We start from the raw sequence: 26,341 nt of genomic DNA on the forward strand, positions 1-26,341 counted from the left end.
CCATGGCGCATAACACCGAACCGCCGCTTTCGTTTTCATGTGATTGCGGTGGTTTGCGTGGCCAGATTACCGGCTCCGGAGTAACGGCGGGAACCCATTGCGCCTGTTTCTGTCATGATTGCCGGGCGGCACAACTCTACTTCCATCAACCAGATCCTGCACCGGGACCAGTGGATGTTTTCCAGATGAGCCCCGAGGAGATTCAATTCACTGAAGGCGCAGAAAACCTGGCGCTTATGCAGCTTAGCCCCAACGGTATGTTTCGTTGGTACGCAAGATGCTGCAATGCACCGTTGGCGACGACGCCAGGTACTCCAAAATTTCCATTCGCCAGTTTCATCGTGAAACGGATCGCAGACACTGATCGTCTGGGGTCTGTCACCACTCGCGGATTTGTGCCGCGACCAAATGGAAAGCAAAAACACGAAAAGCTGCAATATGCGGCATTCGGATTGTCCAAACGGTTACTGAAGTCCTGGCTCACAGGCAGCTGGCGACAAACCCCTTTCTTCAACCTCACAACTGGCGAGCCTGTCGTAGCCTCGCATGTTATTACGCTCGAAGAACGCGCAGGTCTTTACGACTAGAACATTTTGAGTGGCGATTGCAGCCAACGTGCAAGCGCTTCGTTCACAGTTTCAGGCGTTTCCAAAGTTGGCAGATGCCCGGCATCGTCGATGACTTGCAGCTCTGCCCCTGGGATCAAATCAGCCATAAACGCATGTTTTCGAACCGGAGTCAGCGTGTCATGCGCCCCGCACAATACAAGTGTCGGGGCTTTGATCTTGCGCAGTGTTCCTTGCTGATCGGGGCGACGTTGCAGCGCCCGCATCTGACGTACGAACAATTCGGGCCCCAGCTCCATGGCCGTTTTCAACAAATCATTCAGGATGGGAATTCGTTGTGGACCGGGGGCCAGCGTGTCAGAGCCTACAACCTTGCGCATAACCTCTTCCAGTCGCCCTGCCTGTGCACCCACAATCAGGTCTTCGCGTGCCGCAGCGATTTGTGGTGTATCCGACTGAGCATCTGTTGCCATCAAACACAGCCGAGTTATGCGGTCTGGCGCTCGACGGATCAATTCCAGCGCAACGACACCGCCCATGCTAAGGCCGGCCAAAGCAAACCTGTGAGGAAGTTGGTCCAATAATCCCGAAGCGATTTCTTCGATCCGGTCACCCGCAGAAACAGGCGCAACAGTGACTGCCCTGTCACGCGAAAGCGCTTCTGTCTGGGCACGAAACAGCCGAGCATCACACATTAAACCAGGCAACAAAACCAGCGGCTCGATCACGCGGGGCCTCCATCTTCTCGGAGCTCCGAGGGTTCTCAATTTCTATCAGGATGGGAGTTTCATCTCCGGCAATCAAGCAAAAGTTCAGGGGTACTGAATACCTCGGAACTGAGGAAAATCCGCATAGCGCGACTGTCGGGAGGTCAGGCTTTCCTCTGGTTCTTCCCCAGCGCGCAACAGGCTACCACGCGGGGCTATATAGCTGTCGATCCGACGCAGAGGCCTGGGTCTCCACACCAGATTGAATGCGCACAGTTTTGGGAAAAACCAGATCTCTGAGTAATCCAGATGGTCGTGCATCCACCACGCCAGGTCGCGCCAATCCCTGCCATCAGCGTATTGATCTGCAAACCAAGGAACGACGATGGATGCACCGGCAATACGGGCGTCACCTTCACCCAGATCCCAGATGTGACATTCCAGTGGATTATCGTTGCGAGCGCAATTCAGCTTATTTTCGTTTCCGAACTGATTGAGCGATGGCGAACGATAACCTGATCTCACTGCAATCCGGCCAAAGGTCTCTTCCAAAGGATCCAGCAACGTCTCGCAAAAGGCGCGGCCAGTCTCGATCGCAAGATCGGGATTTTCAGGGAGATTCTGCTTCTGATGAAAATTTCCTATTTCAGAGTAAAGAAAGTCCCGCATAAAAAAATGCCGGGACAAGCGTATGCGGCCAAGGTTCTCGAGGCTCCACATACTGCCCGGCTTACGCATCTTCAGTACCCGTTCCAGCGAAAGGCACCATCTGGCCCAAGTTTCGAAAACGGATTGAACGCGATTTCCCAGATCGTTCCATCAGGTGCACGGAAGTACCCATGATGCCCGCCCCAGAAAACATCTGAGGCCGGTTTGAGCACCTCTGCCCCAGAAGTTTCGGCCATACTCAGCACTTGCGCGACGTCTTCCTTTGTCCGGCAATTATAACTGAGAGTAAGCGCGCCCTGCCCTAGAGTGCCAACATCGACCCCGATTTCTTCGGCCAATGCCGACAACGGGTACAGGCCCAATGTCTGACCGATCAGATCAAAGGCAATCACACCATCCGGGCTATCAACTCTCTGCCATCCCAGTTTTTCATAAAACCCGGCTGCAGTTTCGGGATCATCTACGCCAATGGTAATCAGGCTGACACGTTGCTCCATCACTCGACTCCCTGCTCTTTCAACCAGGCCAGTATGCCTGCAACAGCGGCCTCGGTTTGCCCCGGGGACATAAGGCGCCCGGCGATCACATGTGAAGACGGATCATCCTGTGGCCCCATTGTGACCAACTCCACGGCGACAGGCGCGCCCCATGCCGCGGCCACATTGTGAGTCAGATCGGGCCGTACAACCTGATCATCGTCCGAAAACCAAAACAGCGCCGGAACCTGCGCATCAGAGAAATCAAGCGCATAGACTGTTTCAACCAAAGCGGTCATGGGAACGACTGCCTCCCACGGATAAACCGACGACCAGTACTTGTTCTTTTCCGGATCAGGGCCGGAAACATCACGGACTTCGCCCATCAAAAGGGGCAGCCAGTCTCTGGCCCAGGGCAGTCCCGGGATCCATGCGCCCGGCGCGTTGACGCCAAAGTTCGGGGAAACAAAGACCATTCCGGCGATATTCTCGCTAAGCTCTGGGTTCAAAGCCGCAGCTGCGACCAAGGTTCCACCTGTCGATGTTGAGATAACGACGACTTTTTCACCTACTGCTCGCGCTGCGGCCAATCCTTCTGCCAAATCCTGCATCCAGCCCGACGCGGTTCCTTCGGCCATAGCCTCGCCAACCCGGCCATGTCCTTGCAACCGGGTATAGACGAGATTTGCACCCAATGCGTTCGCCACCAGATCAGGAACGGGGCGGATTTCCTCGGAAGTAGCCGAGAAGCCGTGCACATAAAGGACGGAAACCGGTGTGCGTTGCTCTTTGAACCCATCCTGCCAGATGACCCGTTTTTCGACGCCGGGTGTGATGTCGTCGAACCCGGATTCGACGCTTTCAAAGTAAACCTGAACCCCTTCCCCAAATTTTCGGGGATCGAAAGTTGGGTTCAAATTCACCTCTTCCCGAGGTCCGAACCAATAGATCAGTCCACCAACGACGATCAGCGCCAGCAACAGGCGTCCAAGGAATTGACCGAAACGCCGCATTATTGTTCTCCCATCACTTCGACAACGGCATTTTCGATCAGCCCCAAGCATGGGCCGTCAGAAAACCGGTGATCGGCATCTTTGACAAGCAGCAGCCGCATATCCGCACCGTTGGCATGTTCCAGCAAACGAATTGCGGTTTCAGTCGATACGGCCGTATCTGCGGTTCCCTGAAGAAACCGGACAGGAAATGGCAATTCCAGTGCGTTCCGCAGAACTAGGTTCTGACGCCCGTCTTCGATCATGCGCTTTGTGATGATGTAGGGCTCCATGTAATCCGACGGCAGTTCGACATGACCCACAGTATCCAGAGCAGCCTTCTGTTCATCTGAGAACGAAGCCCAATAACCATCTTCTGTGAAATCCGGCGCAGCGGCGATTGTCACCAATCCCGCAATACGTTCAGGCAGGGCTCGTGCCAACAGAAGGGCCTGCCATCCCCCCATTGAAGACCCCACAACGATAAGCGGTCCGTCAGTCAATGACGCAACCGCTGCCAGCGTATCCTCATGCCAGTCACCGATGCAGCCATCTGTAAACGCATTCGAACTTTCGCCATGACCCGAGTAGTCAAAGCGCAGATAGCCTTGACCGCGCGCCTGCGCCCATGCCTCAAGATGCACCGCCTTGGTGCCCTCCATATCCGACTTGAGCCCGCCCAGAAAAACAATGGTCGGTCCTGCGCCCTCGGTCTTATGATACGCCAGTCGCCGACCCTGCGCTGTTTCCAGAAAATCCGTCGCTGCCATGAAATCCTCTTTCTCTTTGAGGAACATCATGCACGGCAGCCCGATGGTCGCAATTCCCGATTTCCACCATCCCGCGGCGTCAGTTCAGATAGCGTTCGACACTTGACAGGTTTTGCTGCACCTGCCACATGAGCCAAACACACATAACCCGCAACCGGGCGTTCAGTGGGCGCCAAACCGACGAGGAGAGCCGATATGGCCCTGGACTCACAGTCAGTCTCCCTTACTTTTCCCGACGGCAATTCCCGATCATTTGACGCAGGCGTGACGCCCGCGCAGGTCGCTGCCGATATCTCGACTTCATTGGCCAAAAAGGCGATTTCAGCCACGGTGAACGGCCAGCACTGGGACCTGCAGTGGCCCATCGATTCTGACGCGCAGATCGCCATCCACACCATGAAGGATGAGGAACAAGCTAACGAGCTGATCCGTCACGATCTAGCTCATGTTATGGCGCGCGCGGTGCAGGAAATCTGGCCCGCAACCAAGGTCACCATCGGCCCCGTTATTGAAAATGGCTGGTACTACGACTTTGATCGGGAAGAGCCGTTTACGCCCGAAGATCTCGGCCTCATCGAAAAGAAGATGAAAGAGATCATCAACAAGCGTGATCCTGTTACAACCGAGATCTGGGACCGCCAACGCGCGATCGAATTCTATAAGGCTAATAATGAGCCCTACAAGGTCGAGCTGATCGAAGCCATTCCGGGTGATGAGCCCCTGCGAATGTACTGGCACGGCCACTGGCAGGATTTGTGCCGCGGCCCGCACTTGCAACACACCGGCCAACTGCCGGGCGACGCCTTCAAGCTGATGAGCATTGCTGGCGCCTATTGGCGTGGCGACAGCTCGCGCCCGATGTTGCAGCGTATCTACGGCGTGGCCTTTACCGGCAAGGAAAAGCTGAAAGCCCACCTTCATATGCTGGAAGAGGCCGCCAAGCGCGACCACCGCAAGCTGGGCCGCGAGATGGACCTGTTCCACATGCAGGAAGAGGCCCCTGGTCAGATATTCTGGCATCCAAATGGGTGGAAAATCTACACCACCCTACAAGACTATATGCGCCGGATGCAGGAACGTGACGGCTATGTCGAAGTGAACACCCCTCAGGTCGTCGACCGCAAATTGTGGGAAGCCTCGGGTCACTGGGACAAGTATCAAGAGAACATGTTCATCGTCGAAGTGGACGAGGAGCATGCGCGCGAAAAGGCGATCAACGCGCTGAAGCCGATGAACTGCCCCTGCCACGTGCAGGTGTTCAATCAGGGCCTGAAGTCCTATCGCGACCTGCCCCTGCGCATGGCGGAATTCGGTTCTTGTAACCGCTATGAACCCTCCGGTGCCCTACACGGGATCATGCGAGTGCGCGGCTTTACCCAGGACGATGGCCACATCTTCTGTGCAGAAGAACAGATCGAATCCGAGACCGCCAAGTTCATCGCCTTTCTGTCCAAAGTCTACGCAGATTTGGGTTTCCACAATTGGACCATCAAGCTTTCCACCCGTCCAGAGAAACGCATCGGGTCGGACGAAAGCTGGGATCTGGTCGAAAAAGCTCTGGGAGATGCCTGTAAAGCTGCTGGATATGACTTCGAGACTCTCGAAGGTGAAGGCGCATTCTATGGTCCGAAGCTGGAGTTTACCCTGACCGACGCAATCGGTCGGGACTGGCAGTGCGGCACCCTGCAGGTTGACCCCAACCTGCCCGAGCGTCTGGACGCCAGCTTTATCGGCGCTGATGGTGCCAAGCACCGTCCGTTCATGCTGCACCGGGCAACGCTTGGCTCGTTCGAACGCTTCATCGGCATCCTGATCGAAGAACATGCTGGCAAGTTGCCCTTCTGGCTGGCACCGCGTCAGGTTGTGGTCGCCTCGATCACGTCAGACGCCGATGAATATGTGATGGAAGTGGTTGAAACTCTCAAAGCTGCAGGCGTTCGCGCCGAGGCGGATATCCGCAACGAGAAGATCAACTACAAAGTCCGCGAGCATTCAGTCGGAAAAGTGCCGGTCATTCTGGCGGTCGGCCATCGTGAAGTCGAAGAACGCACCGTAAGTGTGCGTCGTCTCGGCGAAAAACAGACGCAGGTTCAGGCACTTGATGCTGTAACAAATGAGTTGAGCACGGCAGCAACTCCGCCGGACCTTCTGTAACATTCGGCGACAAATCGCCCGAAATCCGGCCCCAAAAACGGGGCCGGATTGAAACAAATTACATTTTTCAATTCAAAAACAATTTGTTAAGCTTCAAGAGGGCATTACGCTCTTTGACGGGGTTGTGAGACACGGGCTCGTGAATTCACCTGCCCCGATTAAGCTACTACCTTTGTCATTGTCACAAGCAGACATACGCAGTCATTAAAAGGATTACCGAGATGTCGAACACCGCAAAAACCCTGGTTATCGCAACTGCCGTTGCAGCAGCCGTATCGGGCGCAGCTACAACCGCAAGCGCACAAGCCAAAGAGAAATGCTATGGCGTGTCAAAAGCCGGTCAGAACGACTGCGCCGCTGGCCCCGGCACCACATGCGCCGGCACCTCGACGGTAGATTATCAGGGCAATGCATGGACTCTGGTTGATGCAGGCACCTGCGCAGATATTGAACTGCCTGCCGAAGCAAATGGCACACCGCGCAAGGGTTCATTGGAGCCGCTGGAACGCGACCTGCCGGCATAAGAGCCAGGATATGAACGAGAGGGCGGGCAATCGGATATCGCCCGCCCTCTTTGTTGCAATCGGGAAACTCGCAAATGTTGGATGATGCACTTAGGTCGAACCGTCTGCCCGCAGCACCGGGTGTTGGCTATAAACCGCAGCACTTCACGCAGATTCTTGAACATGCCAAACCGGTTGCATGGCTGGAAATCCATGCCGAAAACTACATGGGTGATGGCGGGCGTCCGCTTGCCCAGTTGCGTCACCTGTCAGAACAGTTCCCGATCTCAGTTCACGGTGTAGGTTTGTCGATCGGCGGCGAAGGTTCGCTGGACTCCGATCACCTCACCCGCCTGAAACATCTTGTGGAATGGCTCAACCCAGCCAGTTTTTCCGAGCATCTGGCATGGTCCACACATGACGCGCATTTTCTGAACGACCTGCTGCCCCTACCCTATACCGATATGACGCTTGCCCGTGTTTGCGAACACATCGATCAGGTTCAAAACACCATCGGGCGGCAGATGTTGCTGGAGAATCCTTCCAGCTATCTGGCATTTGAAGAAAGTACCTGGTCCGAGCCAGATTTCCTGCGAGAGATCTCGCAGCGCACCGGCTGCGGTTTGTTGCTGGACGTCAACAACGTTTTTGTTTCTGCGACCAATCTGGACTACTCACCGCAGGAATACATCAACGAGTATCCGCTTGAAAAAGTCGGTGAGATTCATCTCGGCGGACATGATGAAGACGAAGATGATCATGGGCATCCGTTGCTGATTGACAGTCACGGTCGCGAAGTGGTCGATCCTGTCTGGGCGTTGCTGGATTATGTGTTGGACCGGTCTGGCCCAAAGCCTGTTTTGATCGAATGGGATACTGATGTGCCTGACTGGCCTGTGCTGCGCGACGAAGCCGTTCGAGCACAGGCAGCGCTGGATCGGGTGCCGGCATGAGCGTTTCGCAGACGGAGTTTCGAGCGGCCCTTCTGGATGCAGCGAAACCCGTTCCTGACGGTCTGCTGGACGCGTCGTCGCAACCCGCCGGTCGTCGCTTCAGCGTTTATCGCAACAACGTGGCCGTTTCCCTGACAGAAGCGATGCATCAGGCCTTTCCGGTCATCACCAAACTGCTGGGGCCGCAAAACATGGATGGGCTAGCGGGCCTGTTCCTGCGTCAACACCCACCCTCATCGCCACTGATGATGTTCTATGGTCAGGAGTTTCCGGAGTTTCTATCGAGGATGGAACAGCTCTCGCATCTGGGATACCTACCAGACGTCGCGAGGCTGGAGCTGGCCATACGTGAATCCTATCACGCTGCGGATAGTCAACCGATTGACGCCGACGCACTTGCGGTATCACCTGAAGATCTGATGCAGGCGAAATTGGGATTTGCCCCATCGATGCGTGTGCTGAAATCGGCTTGGCCAGTGCATGCTATCTGGCGCTTCAACAACGATCCGGATGCCCCTAAGCCCGAGCCTGGCGCACAGGACGTGCTGGTCACTCGTCCGGAATACGACCCAACACCACAGCTTTTGCCCCCCGGTGGCGCAGATTGGATATCCGGACTTCTGTCAGGACAAACCATTGGCGAAGCTTTTGAAATCACCACTGCCGAGATCCCCGACTTTGACCTCGGAACCACTCTGGCCCTGCTGTTGCAGGGTGCCGCAATAACTTCTGTGACTATCGAAAGGCTGGACACATGACTGCCCTGATCTCTTTTCACAACAGCGCACTCGGAAAGTTGGATCATGCTTCCAACTGGCTGACGCCGACACTGGCGCGGCTGGTGTTCGTCGCGGTCTTGTTGGTCTACTACTGGAATTCCGCCACTCTTAAGATCGACGGCTCGATCTTTTCGCCTTCGGCTGGCGCATTTGGTCAGATCTTTCCAAAAGCAGCAGAGGCGGTTCTGTACGACGTGTCTCAGATGACCTTGTATCAGCGTGTTGTCATTTTCCTCGGCACAGTGGCCGAGTTTGTTTTGCCTGCGCTGCTTCTGGTCGGTTTGCTGACACGACTGGCAGCTGTAGGTATGATTGGCTTTGTCTGGGTTCAGACGCTGGTCGATGTCAATGGACATGGCATCAAGCTGGGTAGCCTGTTCGACAACGCAATCACTCTGATGGATCAGCGTGTCATGTGGACCTTCCTGTTCCTCGTGATCGCGATCAATGGCGCAGGCCCAATCTCGCTAGACCGGCTTCTGCGCCTCAAATGATCTAGAAATGTGCCTTGGGTTCGTCCGGTTTTCCCGCGGCGATCCCAAGGATCCCGGCCACGCCGGCAAATGCGATCGGGAACATGGTAAACACGCCAAATCCAAACGCGTAGTACATCCCTGCAGCTGACACCAATAACAAAATGCCCGCGATCAATGCCCGTGCGTGCGCCATTGCGCCCCCAGCGATGGCAAGTAGCGGTGCGATTATTGATGCCGCCTGAATCAGTTCGGGATCCTTGACCTGCTCGGCCACGCCTTCAATCTCACCAAAGTGCTTAATGGCTTCGACATAACCATATCCGAAAAAGCCAACGATCATGCCGACTAGGCCGGCGATGACGCCCAAAATCATGGTCGCATTACGCATTCAATGTCTCCGCTGCTAAGACCAACCAGATAAGCACTCTGCTACGCGACACCAAGTCCTGCACGTGTCTCAGGGGTCCAGCCAAGAAACAACTCTCCGTCCCGGTCAATCAACGGACGTTTCATCAGAGCCGGGTAATATTTCAAAAGTTCAAGCACGGGGCGAGAGCGCTCTTCTTCGGCCAAACCACGCCAGGTTGTCGAGCGTGTGTTGAGCAAAGCTTCGCCGAAGCGCTCATAAGCTTGCGACAGCACAGAATCAGGAACTCCCTGCGTTCTGACATCGATCAATTCCACATCTTGCATTGATTTCAATGCCTTACGGCATGTATCGCAGTTTTTGAGCCCGTAAAGGTCCATATTCTCGTTTCTCTCGCTTGTGCAATAAAATCGGGCAAAACTATGAGCTTACCCCAGTTATTCTTGATTTTTTACTTCACCGTGCAATGTTGAAAAAGGCGAAACACGCAATTCTGACTGTATCGCGTTAGCGAAACCGTCATGCGTTGCGATTACGTCAGCCTCTGCCCCGGCAATTATTTTGGGGCGACTTGAAAGTAGAAGGAGACACGGGAAATGCCAACCGGCACCGTGAAGTGGTTTAATACGACCAAAGGCTATGGTTTTATTGCTCCTGATGAAGGGGGCAAAGATGTGTTTGTTCATATCTCGGCCGTAGAACGATCCGGTCTGACCGGACTCGCTGACAATCAGAAAGTCTCGTACGAGTTGCAGGACGGACGTGACGGCCGCCAGATGGCGGCAGATTTGAAGCCGCTTTAATGCGATCCCGCTTCGGTGGGTAAATCAAAGAAGGTTAACGGCCAATTATCGGCCGTTAACCACACATCAGGTAACTGCGCTACCCTCGTGCCGGATCCGTTTTGGCATGAGTGTTCCAGTTTTCGCCCATTGCAACGATGCAGGATGTTCCGGTGGCGTAGGTCATAACCAGCGTCCAGTCGCCTCGTTCGCTGGTCCAGACTTCCATAATCTGTTCAGGCCCGCGGATACCGGATGCCGTTTGCTGTGACCCAAACTGACGGGAGAGCTTTTCGTGCATTCGGCCCGTCGGTTCGCAAATCACTTCGGCGATGGGGGATTTCGCATGAACAGGCGCTACAAGAAGCATGCTCAGGCAAAATGCTCGGCTGAAAACAGAACAGGTCATGGAACCAGTGTAACAGTTCCATGACAAATGTATAGACAATCGATATGCGTTTTACCTGATTAGCCTTCGCGGATGACGGCTTCGAACTCACGCCATTCGCGTGCCGTCATACCCGAGTTTTCCTGCGTGACAGCTTCACCTTTCAGCATACGACGCAGCGCCTCGACCATTTGCGCCGACAGATTGACCGCGCCAAGGCGATAATCCTCGAACGCTTTGTACGCAAATGGTACCCAGTCAGCTACGATCCGGCACATGGTCTCTGCATAAATCCGGATTTCGTACTGCGCGTGCGGATCAGCCCGCAAACGCAAGAAGTGAAACAGGTTGTGCAGATCAACCTTCCAATACCACTGCGTATATACATTGGCGGGCAGGTTCATACGTGCCAGTTCACGGGCAAGCCCTTGCTGGCCGTCCTGGCTGATCATGGCCTCATAGTTGTCGTAGCAACGAGTGCTGTCAGCTTTGAGGATTTCCAGAACGCGCGCGGCTTCTTCACCCTCAAGGGCTGATCCCCTGCCCTGATTGTTCACCTCAGACTGTGCGGCGACGTGTTCGGGTGCCGGGATATAGAATTCACGGTCAAGGATCGAATACCGCGCGGAGTATTCGTTCACATTGGCAGTACGGTGCCGGATCCACTGGCGCGCAACAAATACCGGAAGTTTGACGTGCAGCTTGACCTCGCACATTTCAAACGGCGTCGAATGCCAATGGCGCATGAGGTAACGGATCAGCCCTTCGTCGTTCTGAACCGACTTGGTGCCCTTACCGTAGGAAACACGCGCGGCTTGGCAGATAGCGGCATCATCTCCCATGTAGTCGATTACACGAACGAAACCGTGATCCAGTACCTGGTGCGCCGTATACAGGTGCTCTTCCATGCCCGAGGCCACCACGCGGCGTGTTGATTGCGATTGCGCGCGTTGCGCCTCGATCTCGGCCAGTTGGTCGGAAGACAGCGGCATGAAAACATCCTCTCCTGTAATGAGTCGCCCACCACTATATCTCGGCCTCACCACCACCGGAACCGCGATATCAAGGGGTTTGGGTTCATTTTCACACAAATATGTGGATAAGTAATTCTTCGTGTCCCCCTCGACACGCCAAGTCAGCGCGCTAACCTGCGCTCAAACACGAATAACGAAAGGAAAGCCGCGATGGGCCTGACCTATCTTCACACCATGGTCCGCGTGAAGGATCTGGAGAAATCCATAGCGTTTTATGAGTTGCTGGGGCTGAAAGAAACGCGTCGTTATGAAAGTGAGGCCGCTCGGTTTACACTGGTTTTTCTCGCACCTCCCGGGCAAGAGGACGTGCCGATTGAATTGACCTACAACTGGGATGGCGACGATGCGCTGCCCAGTGACAGCCGACATTTCGGGCATCTGGCCTATGGCGTCGATAACATCTACGAGGTCTGTCAGCACCTTCAGGACAACGGTATCGTGATCAACCGACCACCGCGTGATGGGCGCATGGCCTTTGTCCGCTCACCTGACAATATCTCGGTCGAACTGCTGCAGAATGGTGAGGCGCTTGAACCTGCCGAACCCTGGGCAAGCATGGAAAGCACTGGTCACTGGTAATCCGCTGGCTGATATCACTGGGGCTGGCCTGTCTGGGCAGCCCTGTCTGGGCGGCCCAGTGCCGCCTCGCTTTGGCGCTTGCGATGGACATCTCGACCTCTGTCGATGCGACCGAAGATACTCTGCAACGTCAGGGGCTGGCAGCTGCGCTACTCGCACCCGAGGTTCAGGAAGCCTTCTTCTCTTCTCCAATGCCAGTTGCACTTGCGGTGTATGAATGGAGTGGCCGAACAACTCAAAGAGTAATCCTGAGCTGGAAACTCATTGAGCAGCCCCCCGACCTGCTCGCCGCTTCGACACAAATCGCAAATTCAGTGCGTTCAGACAGCGGTTCCGCTACTGCGATGGGATACGCAATGGCGTTTGGTGCATCGCTGATGGAAGAGGCACCAAACTGCCTGTTCCAAACCATCGATGTATCTGGTGACGGCTCGAACAATGATGGTTACGGTCCCCGGATAGCCTACAAGCACTTTCCGTTTGAGAACATCATCGTCAACGGGCTTGTCATCAATGCAGCCGATTTTGAAGGTGAGCTGTATCTGATCCCGTTTTACGAAAATAATGTTCTGCACGGCCCCGGCGCATTTTTGGAGATCGCCTCCGGGTTTGAGGATTTTGAAAGAGCAATGCGTCGCAAGCTCGAACGCGAACTTCGCCCACGGCTCGAGATCGGAGCACTGCAAACGGGCGTTCACGAGTGATCCGTTTACTGCCCATCCTGCTATGCTTGCTTGCGAGCCCGTTGACCGCCCAGTGCAGACAAGCGTTGGCACTGGGAGTAGACGTTTCGGGTTCGGTTGATAGCAGGGAATACCGGTTGCAGCTTGACGGGCTGGCCGCAGCGCTCCGCCAATCCGAGGTTGAGCAGCTCATATTGTCTAATCCTTCGGCGCCTGTTCGTCTGTTCATCTACGAATGGAGTGAAACAGTGCACCAAAGGGTATTGGTGGATTGGACGGAAATTCGCGCAGCCTCAGACTTACAGAGCATTAGTCAACGTCTGGCAAACACCGACCGATCCTCGGCCCCGCAAGGCACCGCGGTTGGATCGGCGATGCTTTTTGGGGCTCAGCAACTGAACAATCAGTCAGCCTGCTGGAAACGAACCCTGGATTTGTCCGGAGACGGCAAACACAATCTCGGCCCGCATCCACGCGAAGTCAAAGGCATGCTGAGCAGCTCGGGCATCACCATCAACGGCTTGGTCATCGGTGCCGACGACCCCAGCAGTGGCGACAAACGCTATGTTCAGATCGGAGAGCTGTCCGCATACTATAACGCCTGGGTCATTCTTGGGCCGGACGCTTTCGTCGAGGTCGCGTTAGGCTTTGAAGCTTACGAAGACGCTATGACCCGCAAACTGATCCGTGAATTGGAAGGGCTGACCTTATCCATGGCAACACCGCCCAATTCGCCTTGACTAATAGATGTAGCGGATCTGATCCGTCCAATAGCGTTCGACACGGCGAAGCGAACTCGTGATATCTTCGATGCCTTCGACGCCAATGACGCCGCGACTTTGCAGGCCCTCTGCATGTCGGGCAAACAACTCTGAAACGATATCCCGGATCTCTCGTCCACGCGGCGTGAGCCGGACCCGGACCGAGCGGCGGTCAATTTCACACCGCTGATGGTGCATGTAGCCCATTTCGACCAGCTTCTTCAGATTGTAGCTCACGTTGCTGCCCTGATAGTAGCCACGGCTTTTCAGTTCGCCGGCAGTAACCTCGTGGTCCCCGATATTGAATAACAAGAGTGCCTGCACTGCATTGATTTCCAACACACCAACGCGCTCGAATTCATCCTTGATGACGTCCAGCAGCAATCGATGCAGGCGCTCGACCAGCGCCAACGCTTCAAGATAGCTGGTCATGAACACTTTGGCCCCCGGCGCGGAGACCTGCACTTCCATACTCATCCGATCCTCCGATTCACTCGCGCTGTTCGGGGTAGGATGGCGCCAATTTCCGAAAAATCGGTTAAGCCAGTTTTTCTTTATTTTTGAAAGGTCTGGGCGATATCTGCGATCAACACAGAAAATGCTTCTGGCGGCTCAACTTGGCCCGTAACCCACTGGTACAGATCCTGATCGTTCTCATGCAGTAACGCGTCATAGTTATCCAGACCCGCCTGATCCATTGAGGGCAGATTGCGGTCAGCATAGGCGGACAGGATCAGATCCATTTCCTTGATCCCGCGCCGCATCGAGCGCATCTTCATGCGCTTTATTCTTACATCTCGAGGCTCGGTCACTGACCTTGCTCCAACATCAGGCGAACCTTCTTCTCCAGTCGAGCAGCGCGTTCTGCACTGGCTCGCATTTCCCCGCGAATGGCGCGCAGTTCAGCAACGATACCGGACAATTCCAGATTTCCCTGATCAGGCTCACCGGGGGCATCCATTCCCTCACCCTCACCGGTCAAAAGCCACATGATCGAAACATTCACCATACCCGCCATCATAGACAGCCGGTTTGCACGTGGCTCGGACAGATCGTTTTCCCACGCTGCAATCGTGGTCTTTTTAACCCCGATACGACGCGCCAGATCGGCTTGTGTCATACCCGCCGCCTCACGTGCGCCTGCCAGCCGATCCCCGAAGGTTGCCGCGTCCGGTCCGAACCAGTCGTTTTCGTCACTCATCGGGGTCTCCAATTCTCTTTTTCATATCGCTTGATCGTCATTCGGGCGCACCCTATGACAGACGGGTTGAACATACAAACCGAGGCCGCCCATGAGTTTCCTGTCTGCGACACTGTCGCGCGTCAAACCCTCGCCCACCATCGCAATGACAGCAAAAGCAGCTGAGTTAAAGGCAGCTGGCCGCGACGTCATTGGCCTGAGCGCAGGTGAGCCCGATTTTGATACGCCTCAGAACATTAAGGAGGCGGCGGTCGCGGCGATCGCGGCGGGGAAAACCAAATACACCGCACCAGACGGAATTCCTGAGCTGAAGCAGGCTGCTTGCGCCAAGATGAAGCGTGACCACGGCCTGGATTACACACCCGCACAGATTTCGGTCGGTACCGGCGGCAAGCAGACACTCTATAATGCGTTGATGGCGACAATGAATGAAGGGGATGAGGTAGTCATCCCTGCGCCTTACTGGGTCAGCTATCCGGACATGGTTCTGCTTGCAGGTGGCACGCCCGTGATCGCCGAGACCTCTTTGCAGACCAATTTCAAACTGACCGCTGATCAGCTTGAAGCAGCGATCACGCCCAAAACAAAGTGGTTTATCTTCAACTCACCGTCGAACCCGACCGGTGCGGGCTACAGCCGGGAGGAATTGAAGGAACTGACCGACGTTCTGATGCGTCACCCTCATGTCTGGATCATGTCCGACGACATGTATGAACACCTCGCCTATGACGGGTTCGAGTTCTGCACCCCTGCCGAAATTGAACCGGCTTTGTATGACCGCACGCTTACTTGCAATGGCGTCTCGAAAGCCTATGCCATGACCGGCTGGCGGATCGGCTACGCGGCAGGTCCGGTAGAGATCATCGCGGCCATGCGCAAGATACAGTCGCAGTCCACGTCGAACCCCTGTTCGGTCAGCCAGTGGGCAGCGGTTGAAGCGCTGAATGGCACTCAGGAATTTCTGGCGCCGAACAACGAAATGTTCAAACGGCGCCGCGATCTTGTCGTGAGTATGCTGAATGAAATTGACGGCATATCCTGCCCTACTCCTGAAGGTGCATTCTATGTTTATCCGTCTATTGCCGGGCTGATTGGCAAGACGACACCCGCAGGTACAGTTATCGAGAATGACGAAGTGTTTGCTACAGCCCTGCTGGAGGAGGCAGATGTCGCCGTTGTCTTCGGCGCAGCTTTCGGCCTGTCGCCGAATTTCCGGGTTAGCTACGCGACCTCGGACGAAGCACTCAAAGAAGCCTGCACGCGCATCCAACGTTTCTGTGCTGCACTGACCTGATCGGAGGCGAACCCATGTCGACAGAGCTGCCTGAATACTATTTTCGAGTACGCGAAAACGGCGCAGTGGTTTTTCGTATCGACACCGAAAACCGCCAGCGCCGCATCGAGATGGATCAGATCGCAGTCATCAACATCCGCAATGGCGAAGTCAAACCGCACGGACAGCGTACACTGTCCGAGGCGGACAAAGCCGAGATCGCAAGATGGATGGAAAACCGCAAAGCCCTGCTGGAGCAGCGGGAAATCGATGATATCCACAGGGCGGTGGATTACCTGAACCTGACCACCCAATGGGCACAGTCAAAGGCGACCGAAGAACAATTGGAAGACGTTACCGACCGTCTATTGATGGCAATGCACGATCTGCGATCGGTTTTAGTACGGAAAAAGGCAGACCGGCTTAGCAAGGACTAAGCCGGTCTTCATTATTCAGCTGGCACGCCCACTTCCCGAACAGAGCGCAGCCAGAAACGCGCCATCAAAAGTACAGCGGCACAGGCAAGGCCCAGCACGAGGCCCAGCCAAACGCCAATCCCATCCATACCCTGCATAAAGCCAAAATAGTACGAGGCCGGTATACCAACCACCCAGTAGCTGAGCGCCGCGATGACCATGGGAATCTTTGCGTCCTGCAAACCGCGCAGCAGACCCAGCGCGATGACCTGCGCCCCATCGACAAGCTGAAACAAAGCCGCCATCGCCAACAGCCCGGTGCCGATTGCCAGTATCTGAGGCCTTTGCGGATCATCCGCCTCCATGAACAGCGAAATTAACTGCTCGGCACAGGTGAGGAACAAAAGGATTGTGATCGCTGACATCACAAGGGACATGCCTGTCACCGCAATTGCACCTTTCTCAAGATGCGCCCGGTCGCGGCGGCCCAATGCGTTACCCGCACGGATGGTAGCCACGTTTGATAGCCCCAGATGAACCATGAATGTGGCAGAGGCCAGATTGAGTGCGATACCATGCGCCGCAAGTGGTACCTGACCCAGCCAACCCATCATGATCGCAGAAGTTGCAAACAAGGTCACCTCGGCCAGAGTGGTCAGACCGATCGGAACGCCCAACTTAAGCACGCTCCAGAACATTTCCCAATCCGGGCGCCAGAAACGTTGGAAAAGGCTGTGCTCGGGCAGAACGCGAACGGCATAAATCACAACCGCGATCAGTGATACGAGCTGCGTCACGACTGAGGCAATCGCTGCACCGATCACACCCATCTCAGGCGCGCCCCAATTGCCGAAAATCAGCGCATAGTTCGTGACGCCGTTCACTACCGCGGCAACCACGGTAATCCACAGTACGATCTGCGTTCGCTCCAGCGCAGCCAGATAGGATTTCAGCACCATCACAATCAACGCCGGAAACAAACCCCAGCCAGCAACGCGTAAATATTGTGAAGCTGTTTCAGCGACCTGCGGCTCTTGCTTCAGGGCAATCAAGATCGGGTACGACCACCACAACATCGGCATCATGAGTGTCGCATAGATCAAAGACAGCCACAGGCCCATGCGGGTCGAACGACGAATGCTGGTCTCATCCTCTTCCGCAGCCGCAGTGGCCACCATCGGCATCACTGCCCAGCCGAAGCCGGCGCCAAAGAGGAACAGAACAAAGTAGTAGCTGCTTGCCAGAGTGACCGAAGCCAACGCCTCGACCCCGTACCAGCCGAGCATGACCGTATCGGTTAGGCCGATAGCAAACTGCGCCAGGTGCCCGCCTATCAGCGGCAAGCCGAGGATCGCGATAGCCTTGAAGTGGTCGGGATATGTCATCACTTTGCTCATCCCGCCAGCCTTATGCCCGGCCCGGTTTTGGGGCAAGAGCGGAATAAAGAAATTTCAAAGTGAGACACCGGTGATAGACTGGAACGAGTTGCAGGAGCCATCCATGTCCGAACCGTTTGCCAACCTTATTTCAGACACCCGCGTCTTTCTCAGTGAACTGTCGGCAAACAATAACCGGGATTGGTTTGTCGATCACAAATCCCGCTATGAAGCTGATCTGAAAGGTCCTGCGCTGGGTTTGCTGGATGCGTTTTCACAACAGATCAGTGGATGCACCGGCACCAAATTGTTCCGCCCACAAAGAGATGTGCGGTTTTCCAAGGATAAGACGCCTTACCACACACATCTGCACATGGCTTGGTGGCTCCCTGTTAAATCGTCACTGCAACTCGGTTTCTTTTTCGGGATCTCTCCCAGCTACACACGAATCGGCAGCGGTGCGATGGGGTTTGATAAATCTGGTCTCACAGCTTGGCGAGATGCAGTCGGCGGCACAACCGGCGACACGCTGGCAACTATGCTAACCGACCTTGCCAATCAAGGATTTGAACGGTCTGAGCCGGAACTTAAACGCGTTCCGGCCCCGTTTGAGAAGGATCATCCACATGGTGATTTGTTGCGGTGCAAATCAGTCACCCTTTGGCGAGACCTGCCTGAGGGTGACATTACGAAACCGCTCACCGCATTGACGAACACCTATCAGTCCCTCGAAGGGTTTTTGGAGATGTTGCGGACGGATATCTGACGGCTCAGTTGCCGTGTGTTTCAGGATGAAGCGTTGTGCCCAGAATGTGCTCGGAACGCTGAATCACATGGTGCGCTTGCCCGACAATCAATGGATCTGGTTCTCCGACAATCCTGTGATCCTTATCAGGGTAGTCCAATGTAGAAAGGAAGTGGCGCATACAATTCAGGCGCGCGCGTTTCTTGTCATTCGATTTCACGATGGTCCAGGGCGCATCGGCCGTGTCCGTATAAAAGAACATCGCCTCTTTTGCCTCAGTGTAATCGTCCCATTTGTTCAGGCTGGCTTTGTCGATCGGTGAAAGCTTCCATTGCTTCAGCGGATCAGTCTCGCGGCTCTTAAAGCGTCGCTGCTGCTCAGTTTGTGTGACCGAGAACCAATATTTGTAAAGCTGAATGCCTGACCGAACGAGCATCCGCTCCAACTCGGGCGTCTGACGCATGAACTCAAGATACTCGTTGGGCGAACAGAACCCCATCACCCGCTCGACACCGGCGCGGTTGTACCAGGAGCGGTCGTAGAACACCATTTCCCCAACTGTGGGCAGTTCCTGAATATACCGCTGATAGTACCACTGACCTTTTTCTTCCCAGGTCGGCTTGTTCAGCGCTACAACCCTCGCCTGACGTGGGTTCAAGTGCTCCATGAAACGTTTGATCGTTCCACCCTTACCTGCAGCATCGCGCCCCTCAAACAACAGAACGAACCGCTGACCCGTCTCCTGCGCCCATAGCTGAACTTTTAGAAGCTCTGCCTGCAGCTGCGCCTTCTGTTCTTCATAGACCGAGCGCGCCATTTTCTTACCATAAGGGTACTTACCACTCTCAAACGCCTGACGGATTTTCTCCGGGCTGGGTACGGCAACATCGGTTTGAGCGCTCGGTACAACTTTGATCGGGGTTGGTTCTTGGTTGGTCTGGGCCACTACTTCCATTCACTTGTCTCCTCGGTTTCATTGTTCTGAGCAAGGGGCTAGCAGTTTCGATCCATTCGCGCTTTGATTGGGGTCAAATAGATGGCTTTAAGTGTAACCAATGCCTCTGAGATCTCACCTGAAAGGGCCTCGGGATGGAAACCAGCACGATAAAACTGAACGATCAGTCTTTTTACATCAGAAGCTGGGGACAGGCAGACAATCCTGCCTTACTCATGCTCCACGGATTTCCCGAGTTTGGCGGTGCCTGGGGTGATCTTGCCTCATATCTTGCTTCGCATTTTCACTGCATAGCACCGGATCAGCGCGGCTATGGGCAAAGCTGGGCACCCGAAGGTGTCGAAAACTATGCACTTTCACGGCTTGTGTCAGACATGATCGCTCTGATCGAGACTATCGATGCTCCGATCATCGTGATGGGACACGATTGGGGGGCCTCAGTCGCTTACGGGCTAGCGATGTTCCGGCCAGATCTGGTCAGTCACCTGATCATTGCGAATGGAGTCCATCCTGTGCCGTTCCAGCGCGCGATGGCAGCAGGAGGCGCACAGTCGAGTGCATCGCAATACATCAACCAACTCAGGGCACCCGATGCCGCTGAGCATTTGTCGGCCGACAACTTCGCCAAATTGGAACGGTTCTTTCGTTATGGGATGGGCCTTGATTGGCTATCCGACGAACGAATGGATGAGTATCGGGTTGAATGGGCACGTCCCGGACGTCTGGAGGCGATGCTGAACTGGTACCGCGCCTCACCCCTTCTGGTGGCAGAGCCGGAAATCCCGCTCACGGATTTGCCCGAACTACCGGTTGATCGGCTCAAGGTCACCTGCCCTCATCTTCTGATTTGGGGTGAAGACGACAAGGCCCTGCTGCCAGAGTCGACTGAAGGGCTCGAAGAATTTGCAGCCAATCTGACGCGTGTTTCACTTCCGAATGCGGATCATTGGCTTCTCCACCAAAAACCCGAAATTGTTGCAAAAACCATACTGGATTGGCTTAATGCACGCTGATTGCAGTAGATCAGCTATGCCCCCAGTCATTTGGATTCTCTGAATTATTTGGTGACAAGCCCAGCACGTCTCCTTCGGTCGAGCAGCCCAGACCCAGAACCGTTCGGTTTGCATAGGAAAAATAGGCGCAGACCTGGTTAATCTCCAGAATCTCACCATCATCCCAACCTGCATTCCGAAGTGCTACAATGTCCTCCTCGACAATTCCGGCAGGAGTTTCCGTCAGCTTCCGGGCATACTTCATCGCTGCGATCTGCGCCCCATCCAGCGGAGCAGCGTCCGGGTTCCGCGCCTCAATCGCCGCACGGATTGCATTGCCCCTGGCTTCATCGCCCAACAAGCGCTGCAACCCCTGAAAATGATGTTCTACGCAGTAAGCGCAGCTATTCAGCGAACTGACCCAGACCCCAAGCGTTTCCAGAAACCACTTGGGAACCTTGTTGCCTGAATGATGAAGCACGTTCTTATACAGCGCCATGTGACCTTCCATCGAATGCGGCCGCAGCGAGTGCGCCATCATGATGTTGTCTACATTGTTGTCAGGGCCGGTCACCCGTTCGTACAGTTTCTTCAGTTTACCGGTCGCCTCTTCGAACGGTACAGTCCTGATCCAGCTCATTTTTCCTGTCCTTCCCTCTCCGGCGGTCAGATGAGCGCAACCCGGGGCAATATGCAACCCGAGCTGTCGGTATAGTTTTTCCACAACACCTCGCGTCCCCCTTCCCCCGACACACATCACCTGCCATAATGGGGGAAACCTAAAAACAAGAGCAGCACCCATGCCCGACGACCTGTTGACGCCCAGCGCCACCGCTACATATGACGCCTCTTCGATTGAGGTGCTTGAAGGCCTGGAACCGGTCCGCAAACGCCCCGGTATGTATATCGGCGGTACGGACGAGCGTGCGCTGCATCACATGGTCGCCGAGATCCTCGACAACTCGATGGACGAAGCGGTCGCTGGCCATGCCAACCGGATCGAGGTTGAGCTGCATGCCGACTACGCCCTGACCGTGCGCGACAACGGGCGCGGTATTCCGATCGATCCACACCCAAAGTTCCCGGACAAATCGGCGCTTGAGGTGATCCTTTGTACCCTACACGCAGGGGGCAAATTCTCAGGCAAAGCGTATCAAACCTCGGGTGGTCTGCACGGCGTGGGTGCGTCCGTTGTCAACGCCCTGTCAGATTCGATGGTCGTTCAGGTGGCTCGCGACAAGCAACTGTTCGAACAACGGTTCTCGCGCGGTATCCCTCTGGGTCCTGTCGAAAAGGTGGGCGCTGCCCCAAACCGGCGCGGCACCATGGTGACTTTCCACGCGGATGAGGAAATCTTTGGCCATCACCGCTTCAAACCGGCACGGCTGTTTAAATCCATCCGTTCCAAGGCCTACCTGTTCTCAGGCGTCGAAATCCGCTGGAAATCCCACATCGACGATGGCGAAACGCCGACCGAGGCGACGTTCCACTTCCCCGGCGGCCTGTCGGATTACCTGAAGGAGACGATGAACGGCTCCTCCACCTATGCCGAGCAGCCTTTTGCCGGCACCGTGGATTTTCAGGAAAAATTCGGCACTCCCGGCAAGGTCGAATGGGCGATCAACTGGACGCCCTCGCGCGACGGATTCATCCAATCCTACTGTAACACCGTCCCCACCCCCGAAGGCGGCACGCATGTCGCGGGCTTCTGGGCTGCGGTTCTCAAAGGGATCAAAGCCTATGGCGAGTTGATCAACAACAAGAAGGCCACACAGATCACCCGCGATGACCTGATGACCGGCGGCTGTGCTCTGGTCTCGTGTTTCATCAGTGAACCGGAGTTCGTAGGCCAGACCAAAGACCGTCTGGCCACGGTCGAGGCACAGCGGCTGGTTGAGAATTCGGTCCGCGACCACTTCGATAACTGGCTGGCCGCGGACACGAAATCCGCCGGCGCCATTCTGGACTTCCTCATCCTGCGGGCTGAGGAACGCCTGCGCCGACGGGCCGAGAAGGAAACACAACGCAAGTCCGCCACTAAAAAACTTCGTCTCCCCGGCAAGCTGGTGGACTGTTCTAGTTCAACACGCGACGGCACGGAATTATTCATCGTCGAGGGCGACTCGGCGGGTGGTTCCGCCAAAATGGGTCGGGACCGCAAGACACAGGCCCTGCTGCCCCTGCGTGGTAAGATTCTGAACGTACTGGGCGCGGCCAGTTCGAAACTGGGCACCAATGCTGAGATCAACGACCTGACCCAAGCGCTGGGCGTTGGCCTTGGCACCAAGTTCAACGTCGACGATCTGCGCTATGACAAGGTCATCATCATGACCGACGCGGATGTGGACGGTGCGCATATCGCCTCGCTGCTGATGACGTTCTTCTTCACCCAGATGCGCCCAATGATCGACGCGGGCCACCTGTACCTCGCCTGCCCGCCTTTGTACCGCCTGACCCAAGGGGCGAAACGCGTCTATTGCCTTGACGAAGCCGAACGCGACGAGTGGCTTGAGAAGGGTCTGGGCGGAAAAGGCAAGATCGACGTATCCCGCTTCAAGGGTCTGGGCGAGATGGACGCCAAGGACCTGAAAGAGACCACAATGGACCCGAAATCCCGGAAATTGATCCGGGTCACTATCGACGAGGACGAACCCGGCGAAACCGGGGATCTGGTCGAGCGCCTGATGGGCAAAAAACCCGAACTGCGGTTCCAGTACATTCAGGAGAACGCGCGGTTTGTGGAGGAGTTGGATGTTTGATTTCTTTAGGCGCGAGGCGCGTCTTTTGGCTTTGAGGCGAAGCCTTAGAAAACGAGCCCCACCTCAATTTGCTTACAGTTCAACGAACAACTATTACGTACCTACGCTTTGGCGGGAGGATACTAAGCAATCTGTTTTAGTTGACGAGATTACTGGATGTTCGATAGTTGGTCGACTTTGGTCAGATAATGAGTTTTCTGAACACTTTAAAATTCAAATCAACGAGCTATCTGAATGGGAACTAAAGGTTACACGTTTTTTTGGTTATGTTCGCAAAGACTTTGAAACCACATCGAAGTTTATCGCTGGAGAATTAACGCTATCTACTGAACGCGCGTGGATAAACGAAAAATTCTTTCAATCTTTATACAATGCGACACTGAGGCACCGCGATGATCGAATTGCAGTGCTCAAAAAGATTGTGGAGATGCACTACATTCGAGCTCTGGATGGGGTGCCAATTTTGTATGAAGCTAAAAAAAGGTCCATAATTCAATTGGAAACTGACCACTTTGGTCAAAGGATTTACGGTCATCCCAAACATGACCAAATTTCAGCACGGTTTCGTCTGTTGATCGAATCTCTTGCAAGCTCCGGTGACCTTGAGAAAGTTGGGCGTCACGATTTCAAGCTATCTGCTAAAGCGCTAGTTACTATTTCAGACTATGCCCAAGAAGAGCGTCGTCACAAAGACAATGTACGGCAAAATCAAATGCTATTTTGGATCACTGTAGCAATAGCATTAGCTACGGCTGCCCAAGCTTTTTCAGTATGGCAATCAGGGACAGGTTAGAAACCCTCGCTACTGGCCCGAGGGAGGGTGCCGAACGCTCGCTCATGGGAGCGGGTCGAGCGCGTGCTTGATACTTTGCATCGAGCATTAGGTGGAGCGCGCGGGACGCACCATAAGCATCCCACAAACACTCCCCTTGCCTAACCCGTTGATCTCGTTCACACTTACCCTCAATCCGTCATCCAAGAACGATGCATGAGGCGTGAGCGTCAAAACCATTTGAACGACTTCAGATTTCCAACGGGAGGACAGAAATGAAGAAACTTTGGTTCGGTCTGGCTCTATCAGCCCTGGCATCGCCTGTGCTGGCGCAGCAGACACTCAGCACAGCATCCCCTATTCCGGACGGTGCCGAGACCCGGTTCTGCTATTACGAGGGCATGGCCTATTCACTGGACTCCTTCATCCTCGTGACCGGTGACAATACCGTCACATCGACCATCACCACACGCGAGGAACGCCTGCTGCGCTGTGTACGCGGTGATGATGGCGGCATGCACTGGAAGCCTCAGAGCACCTTTCAGGTCAGCAAGTAACGCGGCGCGTCGGTGGGCGGTCTAGCCCACCTTTTCCTCCAGCCAATCCACGATCTGCGCGGCGGGTTTTTCCCAGCCGGGCTCCATGAACAGGAAATGCGCGTGGTCTTCAACGGGCATGAAGGTCGCGCGGTCGCCATACAGCTTCGCCAAAGCCCGGCAGGTATCAGGGTTCACGGCCCGGTCCTCGTTGCCTGAGACGATCAACACCGGGCAGTCGACCTTATCGATGTCCACCTTCATCGCGTGGTGGTCGTCGAACATCCAGAAGAACATCTCAAACATCACGCGCCCGCTTTCGGCCCCCAACTGGTCAAACACCGCATGCTGCTGCGCCTCAGGCATCTTGTTCAGCGCGAAGGGGGCCATCAGGTCGAATTCAACCCGCATCGGCTGTTTCCAGAACGCCCCACCCTCCATCAGCGCACGAGGGATGGCACGTTCGTCGTCGGTTTCCGGTAATGTGCCCCACGGCGCGTTGGGATTGATCAGAACAATTGCGCTGGCCAACCCGCGCGAGGCGACTTGCTGCGCTACAACGCCTGCGATGGCGTGGCCCAGAATGACCGGTTTGCTGTCCAGACCTTTCACAAAATCAGCAATGTCATTGGCATAATCCATCACGCTGGTATCGGTGAGGCCCGGATCAGGTTCGGCCTTGGGAGCCCCGCCGTGATAGCGCAGAGCAGGCGTATGCACCGTCCAGCCCCGATCGCGGAAGAAGGCCGCATAATCCCTCATACACCAGGGTCCTGCGAAGGCGCCGTGGATCAGTACAATCTCTTTCGTCATCAAAATCTCCCTCTCCTTCATGCAGTATGAACATCCCGTAAGACGTTACAACTGCGCGTGATCGCTGTTGCGTGATGGTTGGGACCACTTAAACTCAGGCCCATGAGTTTTGTGACCGATAACCAACTGCCGCTGCTGATCCTGTTCTTTCTGCTGGGGCTGATCGGAACCGCTTTCCTGTTTCGCAAGCCAGCGGGCCACAGAGCGTGGAAGCTGGCCGATCTGGTCTGGGTCGTGCTGGGCGGTATTGGTGCACTGGTGGCGGTTCTGGCGGGGCTTTATACCTCGGACAGTTCGCGTCTGGACCGGCAGATCGACGTGGCCTATGCGGCGACGCTGGCGTTTGATCGCGATGCGGCGCGGTTCAGGTTGCGGTTTTGCGATCCCGCCTTTGATCCTGATACGGCGGTCTTGTGTGAAAAGGTCGAATTCCTGTCAGCCTCAACCGCAAGCAATGCTGATCTGCCTTTGTTCATCGCCGTAACCAACGAAGTCGCTCCGCTGCAGGGGCTGCATTTCCTGTTCGGACGTCAGGCCAAAGATGAAATGGACGACATGCGGGACATGGCCGCCACAGCGGATGCGTTCGATATCGAACAATTTCTGGTTTTTACATCCTTGGATGAGGCCACACAGGCAGCCATCGACAATATGCGACGCAAGGTGCCCGCGATTGCCGGGGACTACCTTATCCTCGCACAAAGCTATGATGATCTGGTCGAGCAGGTCGGTAAGCTGAAGGATGAATGGGAATATCTGCAGGATAACGCGCACATTCTGGTATTGCAGATCGTGGCGCTATGTCTTGTCAGCTTTGCTGCGCCATTCCGTCTCGGCAAATCGGTTGTCGAGCTGCGCGCGAGC

General features: G+C 55.2%; 33 protein-coding genes and 1 pseudogene. 18 read left to right on the top strand and 16 right to left on the bottom strand.

The window, feature by feature from the left end; all coding sequences use genetic code 11:
• The first annotated feature begins 2 nt into the window (after positions 1 to 2).
• Positions 3 to 587 (top strand): DUF6151 family protein, encoded by a 585-nt coding sequence (locus GOX61_RS15565; RefSeq protein WP_170335189.1) that lies wholly within the window; start codon positions 3 to 5, stop codon positions 585 to 587.
• Here the strand turns inward: GOX61_RS15565 and GOX61_RS15570 are convergent.
• From GOX61_RS15570 to GOX61_RS15590, 5 genes are all read right to left on the bottom strand, one after another.
• Entirely contained in the window at positions 584 to 1,294 is a 711-nt protein-coding gene (locus tag GOX61_RS15570) for an alpha/beta fold hydrolase (protein ID WP_170335191.1), read from the bottom strand. The genes GOX61_RS15565 and GOX61_RS15570 overlap by 4 nt on opposite strands.
• A gap of 84 nt (positions 1,295 to 1,378) precedes the next feature.
• Entirely contained in the window at positions 1,379 to 1,993 is a 615-nt protein-coding gene (locus GOX61_RS15575) for a hypothetical protein (RefSeq protein ID WP_170335344.1), read from the bottom strand.
• Positions 1,994 to 2,013: 20 nt separating this feature from the next.
• Positions 2,014 to 2,439, bottom strand: a complete 426-nt coding sequence (locus GOX61_RS15580; protein ID WP_170335193.1) for a VOC family protein — start codon at positions 2,437 to 2,439, stop codon at positions 2,014 to 2,016.
• Positions 2,439 to 3,431 carry an alpha/beta hydrolase gene (locus GOX61_RS15585; RefSeq protein ID WP_170335195.1) on the bottom strand — a complete coding sequence of 331 codons (993 nt, stop codon included), beginning with the start codon at positions 3,429 to 3,431 and terminating at the stop codon, positions 2,439 to 2,441. Before GOX61_RS15585 ends, GOX61_RS15580 begins: the two co-directional genes overlap by 1 nt.
• On the bottom strand, positions 3,431 to 4,180 hold the full coding sequence (locus GOX61_RS15590; protein WP_170335197.1) for an alpha/beta fold hydrolase: 750 nt from the start codon (positions 4,178 to 4,180) through the stop codon (positions 3,431 to 3,433). Before GOX61_RS15590 ends, GOX61_RS15585 begins: the two co-directional genes overlap by 1 nt.
• A gap of 195 nt (positions 4,181 to 4,375) precedes the next feature.
• Between GOX61_RS15590 and thrS the strand changes: the two genes are divergently transcribed.
• The 5 genes from thrS (at position 4,376) to GOX61_RS15615 (ending at position 9,063) form a co-directional block, all read left to right on the top strand.
• Positions 4,376 to 6,334 carry a threonine--tRNA ligase gene (gene thrS, locus GOX61_RS15595; RefSeq protein WP_170335199.1) on the top strand — a complete coding sequence of 653 codons (1,959 nt, stop codon included), beginning with the start codon at positions 4,376 to 4,378 and terminating at the stop codon, positions 6,332 to 6,334.
• 221 nt (positions 6,335 to 6,555) lie between these two features.
• Positions 6,556 to 6,858 carry a BufA1 family periplasmic bufferin-type metallophore gene (locus GOX61_RS15600; protein ID WP_155151572.1) on the top strand — a complete coding sequence of 101 codons (303 nt, stop codon included), beginning with the start codon at positions 6,556 to 6,558 and terminating at the stop codon, positions 6,856 to 6,858.
• 74 nt (positions 6,859 to 6,932) lie between these two features.
• Positions 6,933 to 7,790, top strand: a complete 858-nt coding sequence (bufB, locus tag GOX61_RS15605; RefSeq protein WP_170335201.1) for an MNIO family bufferin maturase — start codon at positions 6,933 to 6,935, stop codon at positions 7,788 to 7,790.
• Positions 7,787 to 8,548, top strand: a complete 762-nt coding sequence (locus GOX61_RS15610; protein WP_170335203.1) for an HvfC/BufC N-terminal domain-containing protein — start codon at positions 7,787 to 7,789, stop codon at positions 8,546 to 8,548. Before bufB ends, GOX61_RS15610 begins: the two co-directional genes overlap by 4 nt.
• A complete protein-coding gene (locus tag GOX61_RS15615) occupies positions 8,545 to 9,063 on the top strand; it encodes a DoxX family membrane protein (protein ID WP_155151581.1) in 519 nt (172 codons plus the stop codon). Before GOX61_RS15610 ends, GOX61_RS15615 begins: the two co-directional genes overlap by 4 nt.
• Before the next feature lies 1 nt (position 9,064).
• On the opposite strand, the gene GOX61_RS15620 is transcribed toward GOX61_RS15615, so the two are convergent.
• Together GOX61_RS15620 and GOX61_RS15625 are read right to left on the bottom strand one after the other, a co-directional pair.
• On the bottom strand, positions 9,065 to 9,433 hold the full coding sequence (locus GOX61_RS15620) for a hypothetical protein (RefSeq protein ID WP_170335205.1): 369 nt from the start codon (positions 9,431 to 9,433) through the stop codon (positions 9,065 to 9,067).
• 41 nt (positions 9,434 to 9,474) lie between these two features.
• Positions 9,475 to 9,792, bottom strand: a complete 318-nt coding sequence (locus GOX61_RS15625) for an ArsC/Spx/MgsR family protein (protein ID WP_170335207.1) — start codon at positions 9,790 to 9,792, stop codon at positions 9,475 to 9,477.
• A 216-nt stretch (positions 9,793 to 10,008) separates the two neighbouring features.
• Here GOX61_RS15625 and GOX61_RS15630 point away from each other — a divergent pair, with 216 nt between their 5' ends.
• The gene (locus GOX61_RS15630; RefSeq protein WP_008758035.1) at positions 10,009 to 10,215 is read left to right on the top strand and encodes a cold-shock protein; all 207 of its coding nucleotides are present in this window, start codon (positions 10,009 to 10,011) and stop codon (positions 10,213 to 10,215) included.
• A 79-nt stretch (positions 10,216 to 10,294) separates the two neighbouring features.
• On the opposite strand, the gene GOX61_RS15635 is transcribed toward GOX61_RS15630, so the two are convergent.
• Both GOX61_RS15635 and thyX read right to left on the bottom strand, forming a co-directional pair.
• Complete coding sequence (locus GOX61_RS15635) at positions 10,295 to 10,603, bottom strand: hypothetical protein (RefSeq protein ID WP_254436893.1); 309 nt, start codon at positions 10,601 to 10,603, stop codon at positions 10,295 to 10,297.
• A gap of 59 nt (positions 10,604 to 10,662) precedes the next feature.
• Positions 10,663 to 11,574: an FAD-dependent thymidylate synthase gene (thyX, locus tag GOX61_RS15640; RefSeq protein ID WP_155151590.1), complete on the bottom strand. Its 912-nt coding sequence runs from the start codon at positions 11,572 to 11,574 to the stop codon at positions 10,663 to 10,665.
• 192 nt (positions 11,575 to 11,766) lie between these two features.
• Between thyX and GOX61_RS15645 the strand changes: the two genes are divergently transcribed.
• The 3 genes from GOX61_RS15645 to GOX61_RS15655 are packed head-to-tail and all read left to right on the top strand — an operon-like array spanning position 11,767 to position 13,618.
• Complete coding sequence (locus GOX61_RS15645; RefSeq protein ID WP_170335209.1) at positions 11,767 to 12,195, top strand: VOC family protein; 429 nt, start codon at positions 11,767 to 11,769, stop codon at positions 12,193 to 12,195.
• Positions 12,189 to 12,899 carry a DUF1194 domain-containing protein gene (locus GOX61_RS15650; protein ID WP_170335346.1) on the top strand — a complete coding sequence of 237 codons (711 nt, stop codon included), beginning with the start codon at positions 12,189 to 12,191 and terminating at the stop codon, positions 12,897 to 12,899. The genes GOX61_RS15645 and GOX61_RS15650 overlap by 7 nt, the downstream gene beginning before the upstream one ends.
• Positions 12,896 to 13,618 (top strand): DUF1194 domain-containing protein, encoded by a 723-nt coding sequence (locus GOX61_RS15655; protein ID WP_170335211.1) that lies wholly within the window; start codon positions 12,896 to 12,898, stop codon positions 13,616 to 13,618. The genes GOX61_RS15650 and GOX61_RS15655 overlap by 4 nt, the downstream gene beginning before the upstream one ends.
• On the opposite strand, the gene GOX61_RS15660 is transcribed toward GOX61_RS15655, so the two are convergent.
• The 3 genes from GOX61_RS15660 to GOX61_RS15670 all read right to left on the bottom strand — a co-directional run bounded on the left by GOX61_RS15660 (position 13,619) and on the right by GOX61_RS15670 (position 14,840).
• A complete protein-coding gene (locus GOX61_RS15660) occupies positions 13,619 to 14,116 on the bottom strand; it encodes a MarR family winged helix-turn-helix transcriptional regulator (RefSeq protein WP_209016443.1) in 498 nt (165 codons plus the stop codon).
• A 77-nt stretch (positions 14,117 to 14,193) separates the two neighbouring features.
• The gene (locus GOX61_RS15665; protein WP_367646972.1) at positions 14,194 to 14,451 is read right to left on the bottom strand and encodes a succinate dehydrogenase assembly factor 2; all 258 of its coding nucleotides are present in this window, start codon (positions 14,449 to 14,451) and stop codon (positions 14,194 to 14,196) included.
• The gene (locus GOX61_RS15670) at positions 14,448 to 14,840 is read right to left on the bottom strand and encodes a helix-turn-helix domain-containing protein (protein WP_155151597.1); all 393 of its coding nucleotides are present in this window, start codon (positions 14,838 to 14,840) and stop codon (positions 14,448 to 14,450) included. The genes GOX61_RS15665 and GOX61_RS15670 overlap by 4 nt, the downstream gene beginning before the upstream one ends.
• A gap of 91 nt (positions 14,841 to 14,931) precedes the next feature.
• Between GOX61_RS15670 and GOX61_RS15675 the strand changes: the two genes are divergently transcribed.
• Both GOX61_RS15675 and GOX61_RS15680 read left to right on the top strand, forming a co-directional pair.
• On the top strand, positions 14,932 to 16,134 hold the full coding sequence (locus tag GOX61_RS15675; protein WP_170335213.1) for a pyridoxal phosphate-dependent aminotransferase: 1,203 nt from the start codon (positions 14,932 to 14,934) through the stop codon (positions 16,132 to 16,134).
• Between the two features lie 14 nt (positions 16,135 to 16,148).
• Positions 16,149 to 16,550: a hypothetical protein gene (locus tag GOX61_RS15680; protein ID WP_170335215.1), complete on the top strand. Its 402-nt coding sequence runs from the start codon at positions 16,149 to 16,151 to the stop codon at positions 16,548 to 16,550.
• Between the two features lie 11 nt (positions 16,551 to 16,561).
• On the opposite strand, the gene GOX61_RS15685 is transcribed toward GOX61_RS15680, so the two are convergent.
• The gene (locus GOX61_RS15685; protein ID WP_170335217.1) at positions 16,562 to 17,926 is read right to left on the bottom strand and encodes an MATE family efflux transporter; all 1,365 of its coding nucleotides are present in this window, start codon (positions 17,924 to 17,926) and stop codon (positions 16,562 to 16,564) included.
• Between the two features lie 103 nt (positions 17,927 to 18,029).
• Between GOX61_RS15685 and GOX61_RS15690 the strand changes: the two genes are divergently transcribed.
• Positions 18,030 to 18,671: a TIGR02453 family protein gene (locus GOX61_RS15690; RefSeq protein WP_170335219.1), complete on the top strand. Its 642-nt coding sequence runs from the start codon at positions 18,030 to 18,032 to the stop codon at positions 18,669 to 18,671.
• 4 nt (positions 18,672 to 18,675) lie between these two features.
• Here the strand turns inward: GOX61_RS15690 and ppk2 are convergent, their stop codons facing one another.
• A complete protein-coding gene (ppk2, locus tag GOX61_RS15695; RefSeq protein ID WP_170335221.1) occupies positions 18,676 to 19,605 on the bottom strand; it encodes a polyphosphate kinase 2 in 930 nt (309 codons plus the stop codon).
• A 134-nt stretch (positions 19,606 to 19,739) separates the two neighbouring features.
• On the opposite strand from ppk2, the gene GOX61_RS15700 reads away from it, so the two are divergent.
• On the top strand, positions 19,740 to 20,618 hold the full coding sequence (locus tag GOX61_RS15700; RefSeq protein ID WP_170335223.1) for an alpha/beta fold hydrolase: 879 nt from the start codon (positions 19,740 to 19,742) through the stop codon (positions 20,616 to 20,618).
• A 10-nt stretch (positions 20,619 to 20,628) separates the two neighbouring features.
• Here the strand turns inward: GOX61_RS15700 and GOX61_RS15705 are convergent, their stop codons facing one another.
• Positions 20,629 to 21,237, bottom strand: coding sequence for a carboxymuconolactone decarboxylase family protein (locus GOX61_RS15705; protein ID WP_155151618.1), 609 nt, complete (start codon positions 21,235 to 21,237; stop codon positions 20,629 to 20,631).
• Positions 21,238 to 21,397: 160 nt separating this feature from the next.
• Between GOX61_RS15705 and parE the strand changes: the two genes are divergently transcribed.
• The 3 genes from parE to GOX61_RS15720 all read left to right on the top strand — a co-directional run bounded on the left by parE (position 21,398) and on the right by GOX61_RS15720 (position 24,685).
• Complete coding sequence (gene parE / locus GOX61_RS15710; protein ID WP_170335225.1) at positions 21,398 to 23,356, top strand: DNA topoisomerase IV subunit B; 1,959 nt, start codon at positions 21,398 to 21,400, stop codon at positions 23,354 to 23,356.
• Positions 23,349 to 24,149, top strand: a complete 801-nt coding sequence (locus tag GOX61_RS15715) for a hypothetical protein (RefSeq protein ID WP_170335227.1) — start codon at positions 23,349 to 23,351, stop codon at positions 24,147 to 24,149. The genes parE and GOX61_RS15715 overlap by 8 nt, the downstream gene beginning before the upstream one ends.
• A gap of 254 nt (positions 24,150 to 24,403) precedes the next feature.
• On the top strand, positions 24,404 to 24,685 hold the full coding sequence (locus tag GOX61_RS15720) for a hypothetical protein (RefSeq protein WP_155151624.1): 282 nt from the start codon (positions 24,404 to 24,406) through the stop codon (positions 24,683 to 24,685).
• Between the two features lie 21 nt (positions 24,686 to 24,706).
• On the opposite strand, the gene GOX61_RS15725 is transcribed toward GOX61_RS15720, so the two are convergent.
• Positions 24,707 to 25,477 carry an alpha/beta hydrolase gene (locus tag GOX61_RS15725; protein WP_170335229.1) on the bottom strand — a complete coding sequence of 257 codons (771 nt, stop codon included), beginning with the start codon at positions 25,475 to 25,477 and terminating at the stop codon, positions 24,707 to 24,709.
• A gap of 102 nt (positions 25,478 to 25,579) precedes the next feature.
• Here GOX61_RS15725 and GOX61_RS15730 point away from each other — a divergent pair.
• Positions 25,580 to 26,335, top strand: a pseudogene (locus GOX61_RS15730) (hypothetical protein); the annotation flags it as partial.
• Positions 26,336 to 26,341 lie beyond the last annotated feature (6 nt).

Origin of the sequence: Ruegeria arenilitoris, assembly GCF_013030265.1 — a bacterium.
GTDB classification, from domain to species: Bacteria; Pseudomonadota; Alphaproteobacteria; order Rhodobacterales; family Rhodobacteraceae; genus Ruegeria; species Ruegeria arenilitoris_E.

Excerpts from the sequence above, each read along its gene's own strand:
- GOX61_RS15675 (WP_170335213.1), top strand. The coding sequence starts at position 14,932 with ATGAGTTTCCTGTCTGCGACACTGTCGCGCGTCAAACCCTCGCCCACC.
- GOX61_RS15635 (WP_254436893.1), bottom strand. The coding sequence starts at position 10,603 with ATGACCTGTTCTGTTTTCAGCCGAGCATTTTGCCTGAGCATGCTTCTT.
- GOX61_RS15715 (WP_170335227.1), top strand. The coding sequence starts at position 23,349 with ATGTTTGATTTCTTTAGGCGCGAGGCGCGTCTTTTGGCTTTGAGGCGA.
- GOX61_RS15680 (WP_170335215.1), top strand. The coding sequence starts at position 16,149 with ATGTCGACAGAGCTGCCTGAATACTATTTTCGAGTACGCGAAAACGGC.
- GOX61_RS15565 (WP_170335189.1), top strand. The coding sequence starts at position 3 with ATGGCGCATAACACCGAACCGCCGCTTTCGTTTTCATGTGATTGCGGT.
- parE (WP_170335225.1), top strand. The coding sequence starts at position 21,398 with ATGCCCGACGACCTGTTGACGCCCAGCGCCACCGCTACATATGACGCC.
- GOX61_RS15590 (WP_170335197.1), bottom strand. The coding sequence starts at position 4,180 with ATGGCAGCGACGGATTTTCTGGAAACAGCGCAGGGTCGGCGACTGGCG.
- GOX61_RS15625 (WP_170335207.1), bottom strand. The coding sequence starts at position 9,792 with ATGGACCTTTACGGGCTCAAAAACTGCGATACATGCCGTAAGGCATTG.
- GOX61_RS15645 (WP_170335209.1), top strand. The coding sequence starts at position 11,767 with ATGGGCCTGACCTATCTTCACACCATGGTCCGCGTGAAGGATCTGGAG.
- bufB (WP_170335201.1), top strand. The coding sequence starts at position 6,933 with ATGTTGGATGATGCACTTAGGTCGAACCGTCTGCCCGCAGCACCGGGT.
- GOX61_RS15615 (WP_155151581.1), top strand. The coding sequence starts at position 8,545 with ATGACTGCCCTGATCTCTTTTCACAACAGCGCACTCGGAAAGTTGGAT.
- GOX61_RS15720 (WP_155151624.1), top strand. The coding sequence starts at position 24,404 with ATGAAGAAACTTTGGTTCGGTCTGGCTCTATCAGCCCTGGCATCGCCT.
- GOX61_RS15600 (WP_155151572.1), top strand. The coding sequence starts at position 6,556 with ATGTCGAACACCGCAAAAACCCTGGTTATCGCAACTGCCGTTGCAGCA.
- GOX61_RS15580 (WP_170335193.1), bottom strand. The coding sequence starts at position 2,439 with ATGGAGCAACGTGTCAGCCTGATTACCATTGGCGTAGATGATCCCGAA.
- GOX61_RS15670 (WP_155151597.1), bottom strand. The coding sequence starts at position 14,840 with ATGAGTGACGAAAACGACTGGTTCGGACCGGACGCGGCAACCTTCGGG.
- GOX61_RS15575 (WP_170335344.1), bottom strand. The coding sequence starts at position 1,993 with ATGTGGAGCCTCGAGAACCTTGGCCGCATACGCTTGTCCCGGCATTTT.
- GOX61_RS15610 (WP_170335203.1), top strand. The coding sequence starts at position 7,787 with ATGAGCGTTTCGCAGACGGAGTTTCGAGCGGCCCTTCTGGATGCAGCG.
- thyX (WP_155151590.1), bottom strand. The coding sequence starts at position 11,574 with ATGCCGCTGTCTTCCGACCAACTGGCCGAGATCGAGGCGCAACGCGCG.
- GOX61_RS15700 (WP_170335223.1), top strand. The coding sequence starts at position 19,740 with ATGGAAACCAGCACGATAAAACTGAACGATCAGTCTTTTTACATCAGA.
- GOX61_RS15620 (WP_170335205.1), bottom strand. The coding sequence starts at position 9,433 with ATGCGTAATGCGACCATGATTTTGGGCGTCATCGCCGGCCTAGTCGGC.
- ppk2 (WP_170335221.1), bottom strand. The coding sequence starts at position 19,605 with ATGGAAGTAGTGGCCCAGACCAACCAAGAACCAACCCCGATCAAAGTT.
- GOX61_RS15660 (WP_209016443.1), bottom strand. The coding sequence starts at position 14,116 with ATGAGTATGGAAGTGCAGGTCTCCGCGCCGGGGGCCAAAGTGTTCATG.
- thrS (WP_170335199.1), top strand. The coding sequence starts at position 4,376 with ATGGCCCTGGACTCACAGTCAGTCTCCCTTACTTTTCCCGACGGCAAT.
- GOX61_RS15685 (WP_170335217.1), bottom strand. The coding sequence starts at position 17,926 with ATGAGCAAAGTGATGACATATCCCGACCACTTCAAGGCTATCGCGATC.
- GOX61_RS15630 (WP_008758035.1), top strand. The coding sequence starts at position 10,009 with ATGCCAACCGGCACCGTGAAGTGGTTTAATACGACCAAAGGCTATGGT.
- GOX61_RS15690 (WP_170335219.1), top strand. The coding sequence starts at position 18,030 with ATGTCCGAACCGTTTGCCAACCTTATTTCAGACACCCGCGTCTTTCTC.
- GOX61_RS15725 (WP_170335229.1), bottom strand. The coding sequence starts at position 25,477 with ATGACGAAAGAGATTGTACTGATCCACGGCGCCTTCGCAGGACCCTGG.
- GOX61_RS15705 (WP_155151618.1), bottom strand. The coding sequence starts at position 21,237 with ATGAGCTGGATCAGGACTGTACCGTTCGAAGAGGCGACCGGTAAACTG.
- GOX61_RS15585 (WP_170335195.1), bottom strand. The coding sequence starts at position 3,431 with ATGCGGCGTTTCGGTCAATTCCTTGGACGCCTGTTGCTGGCGCTGATC.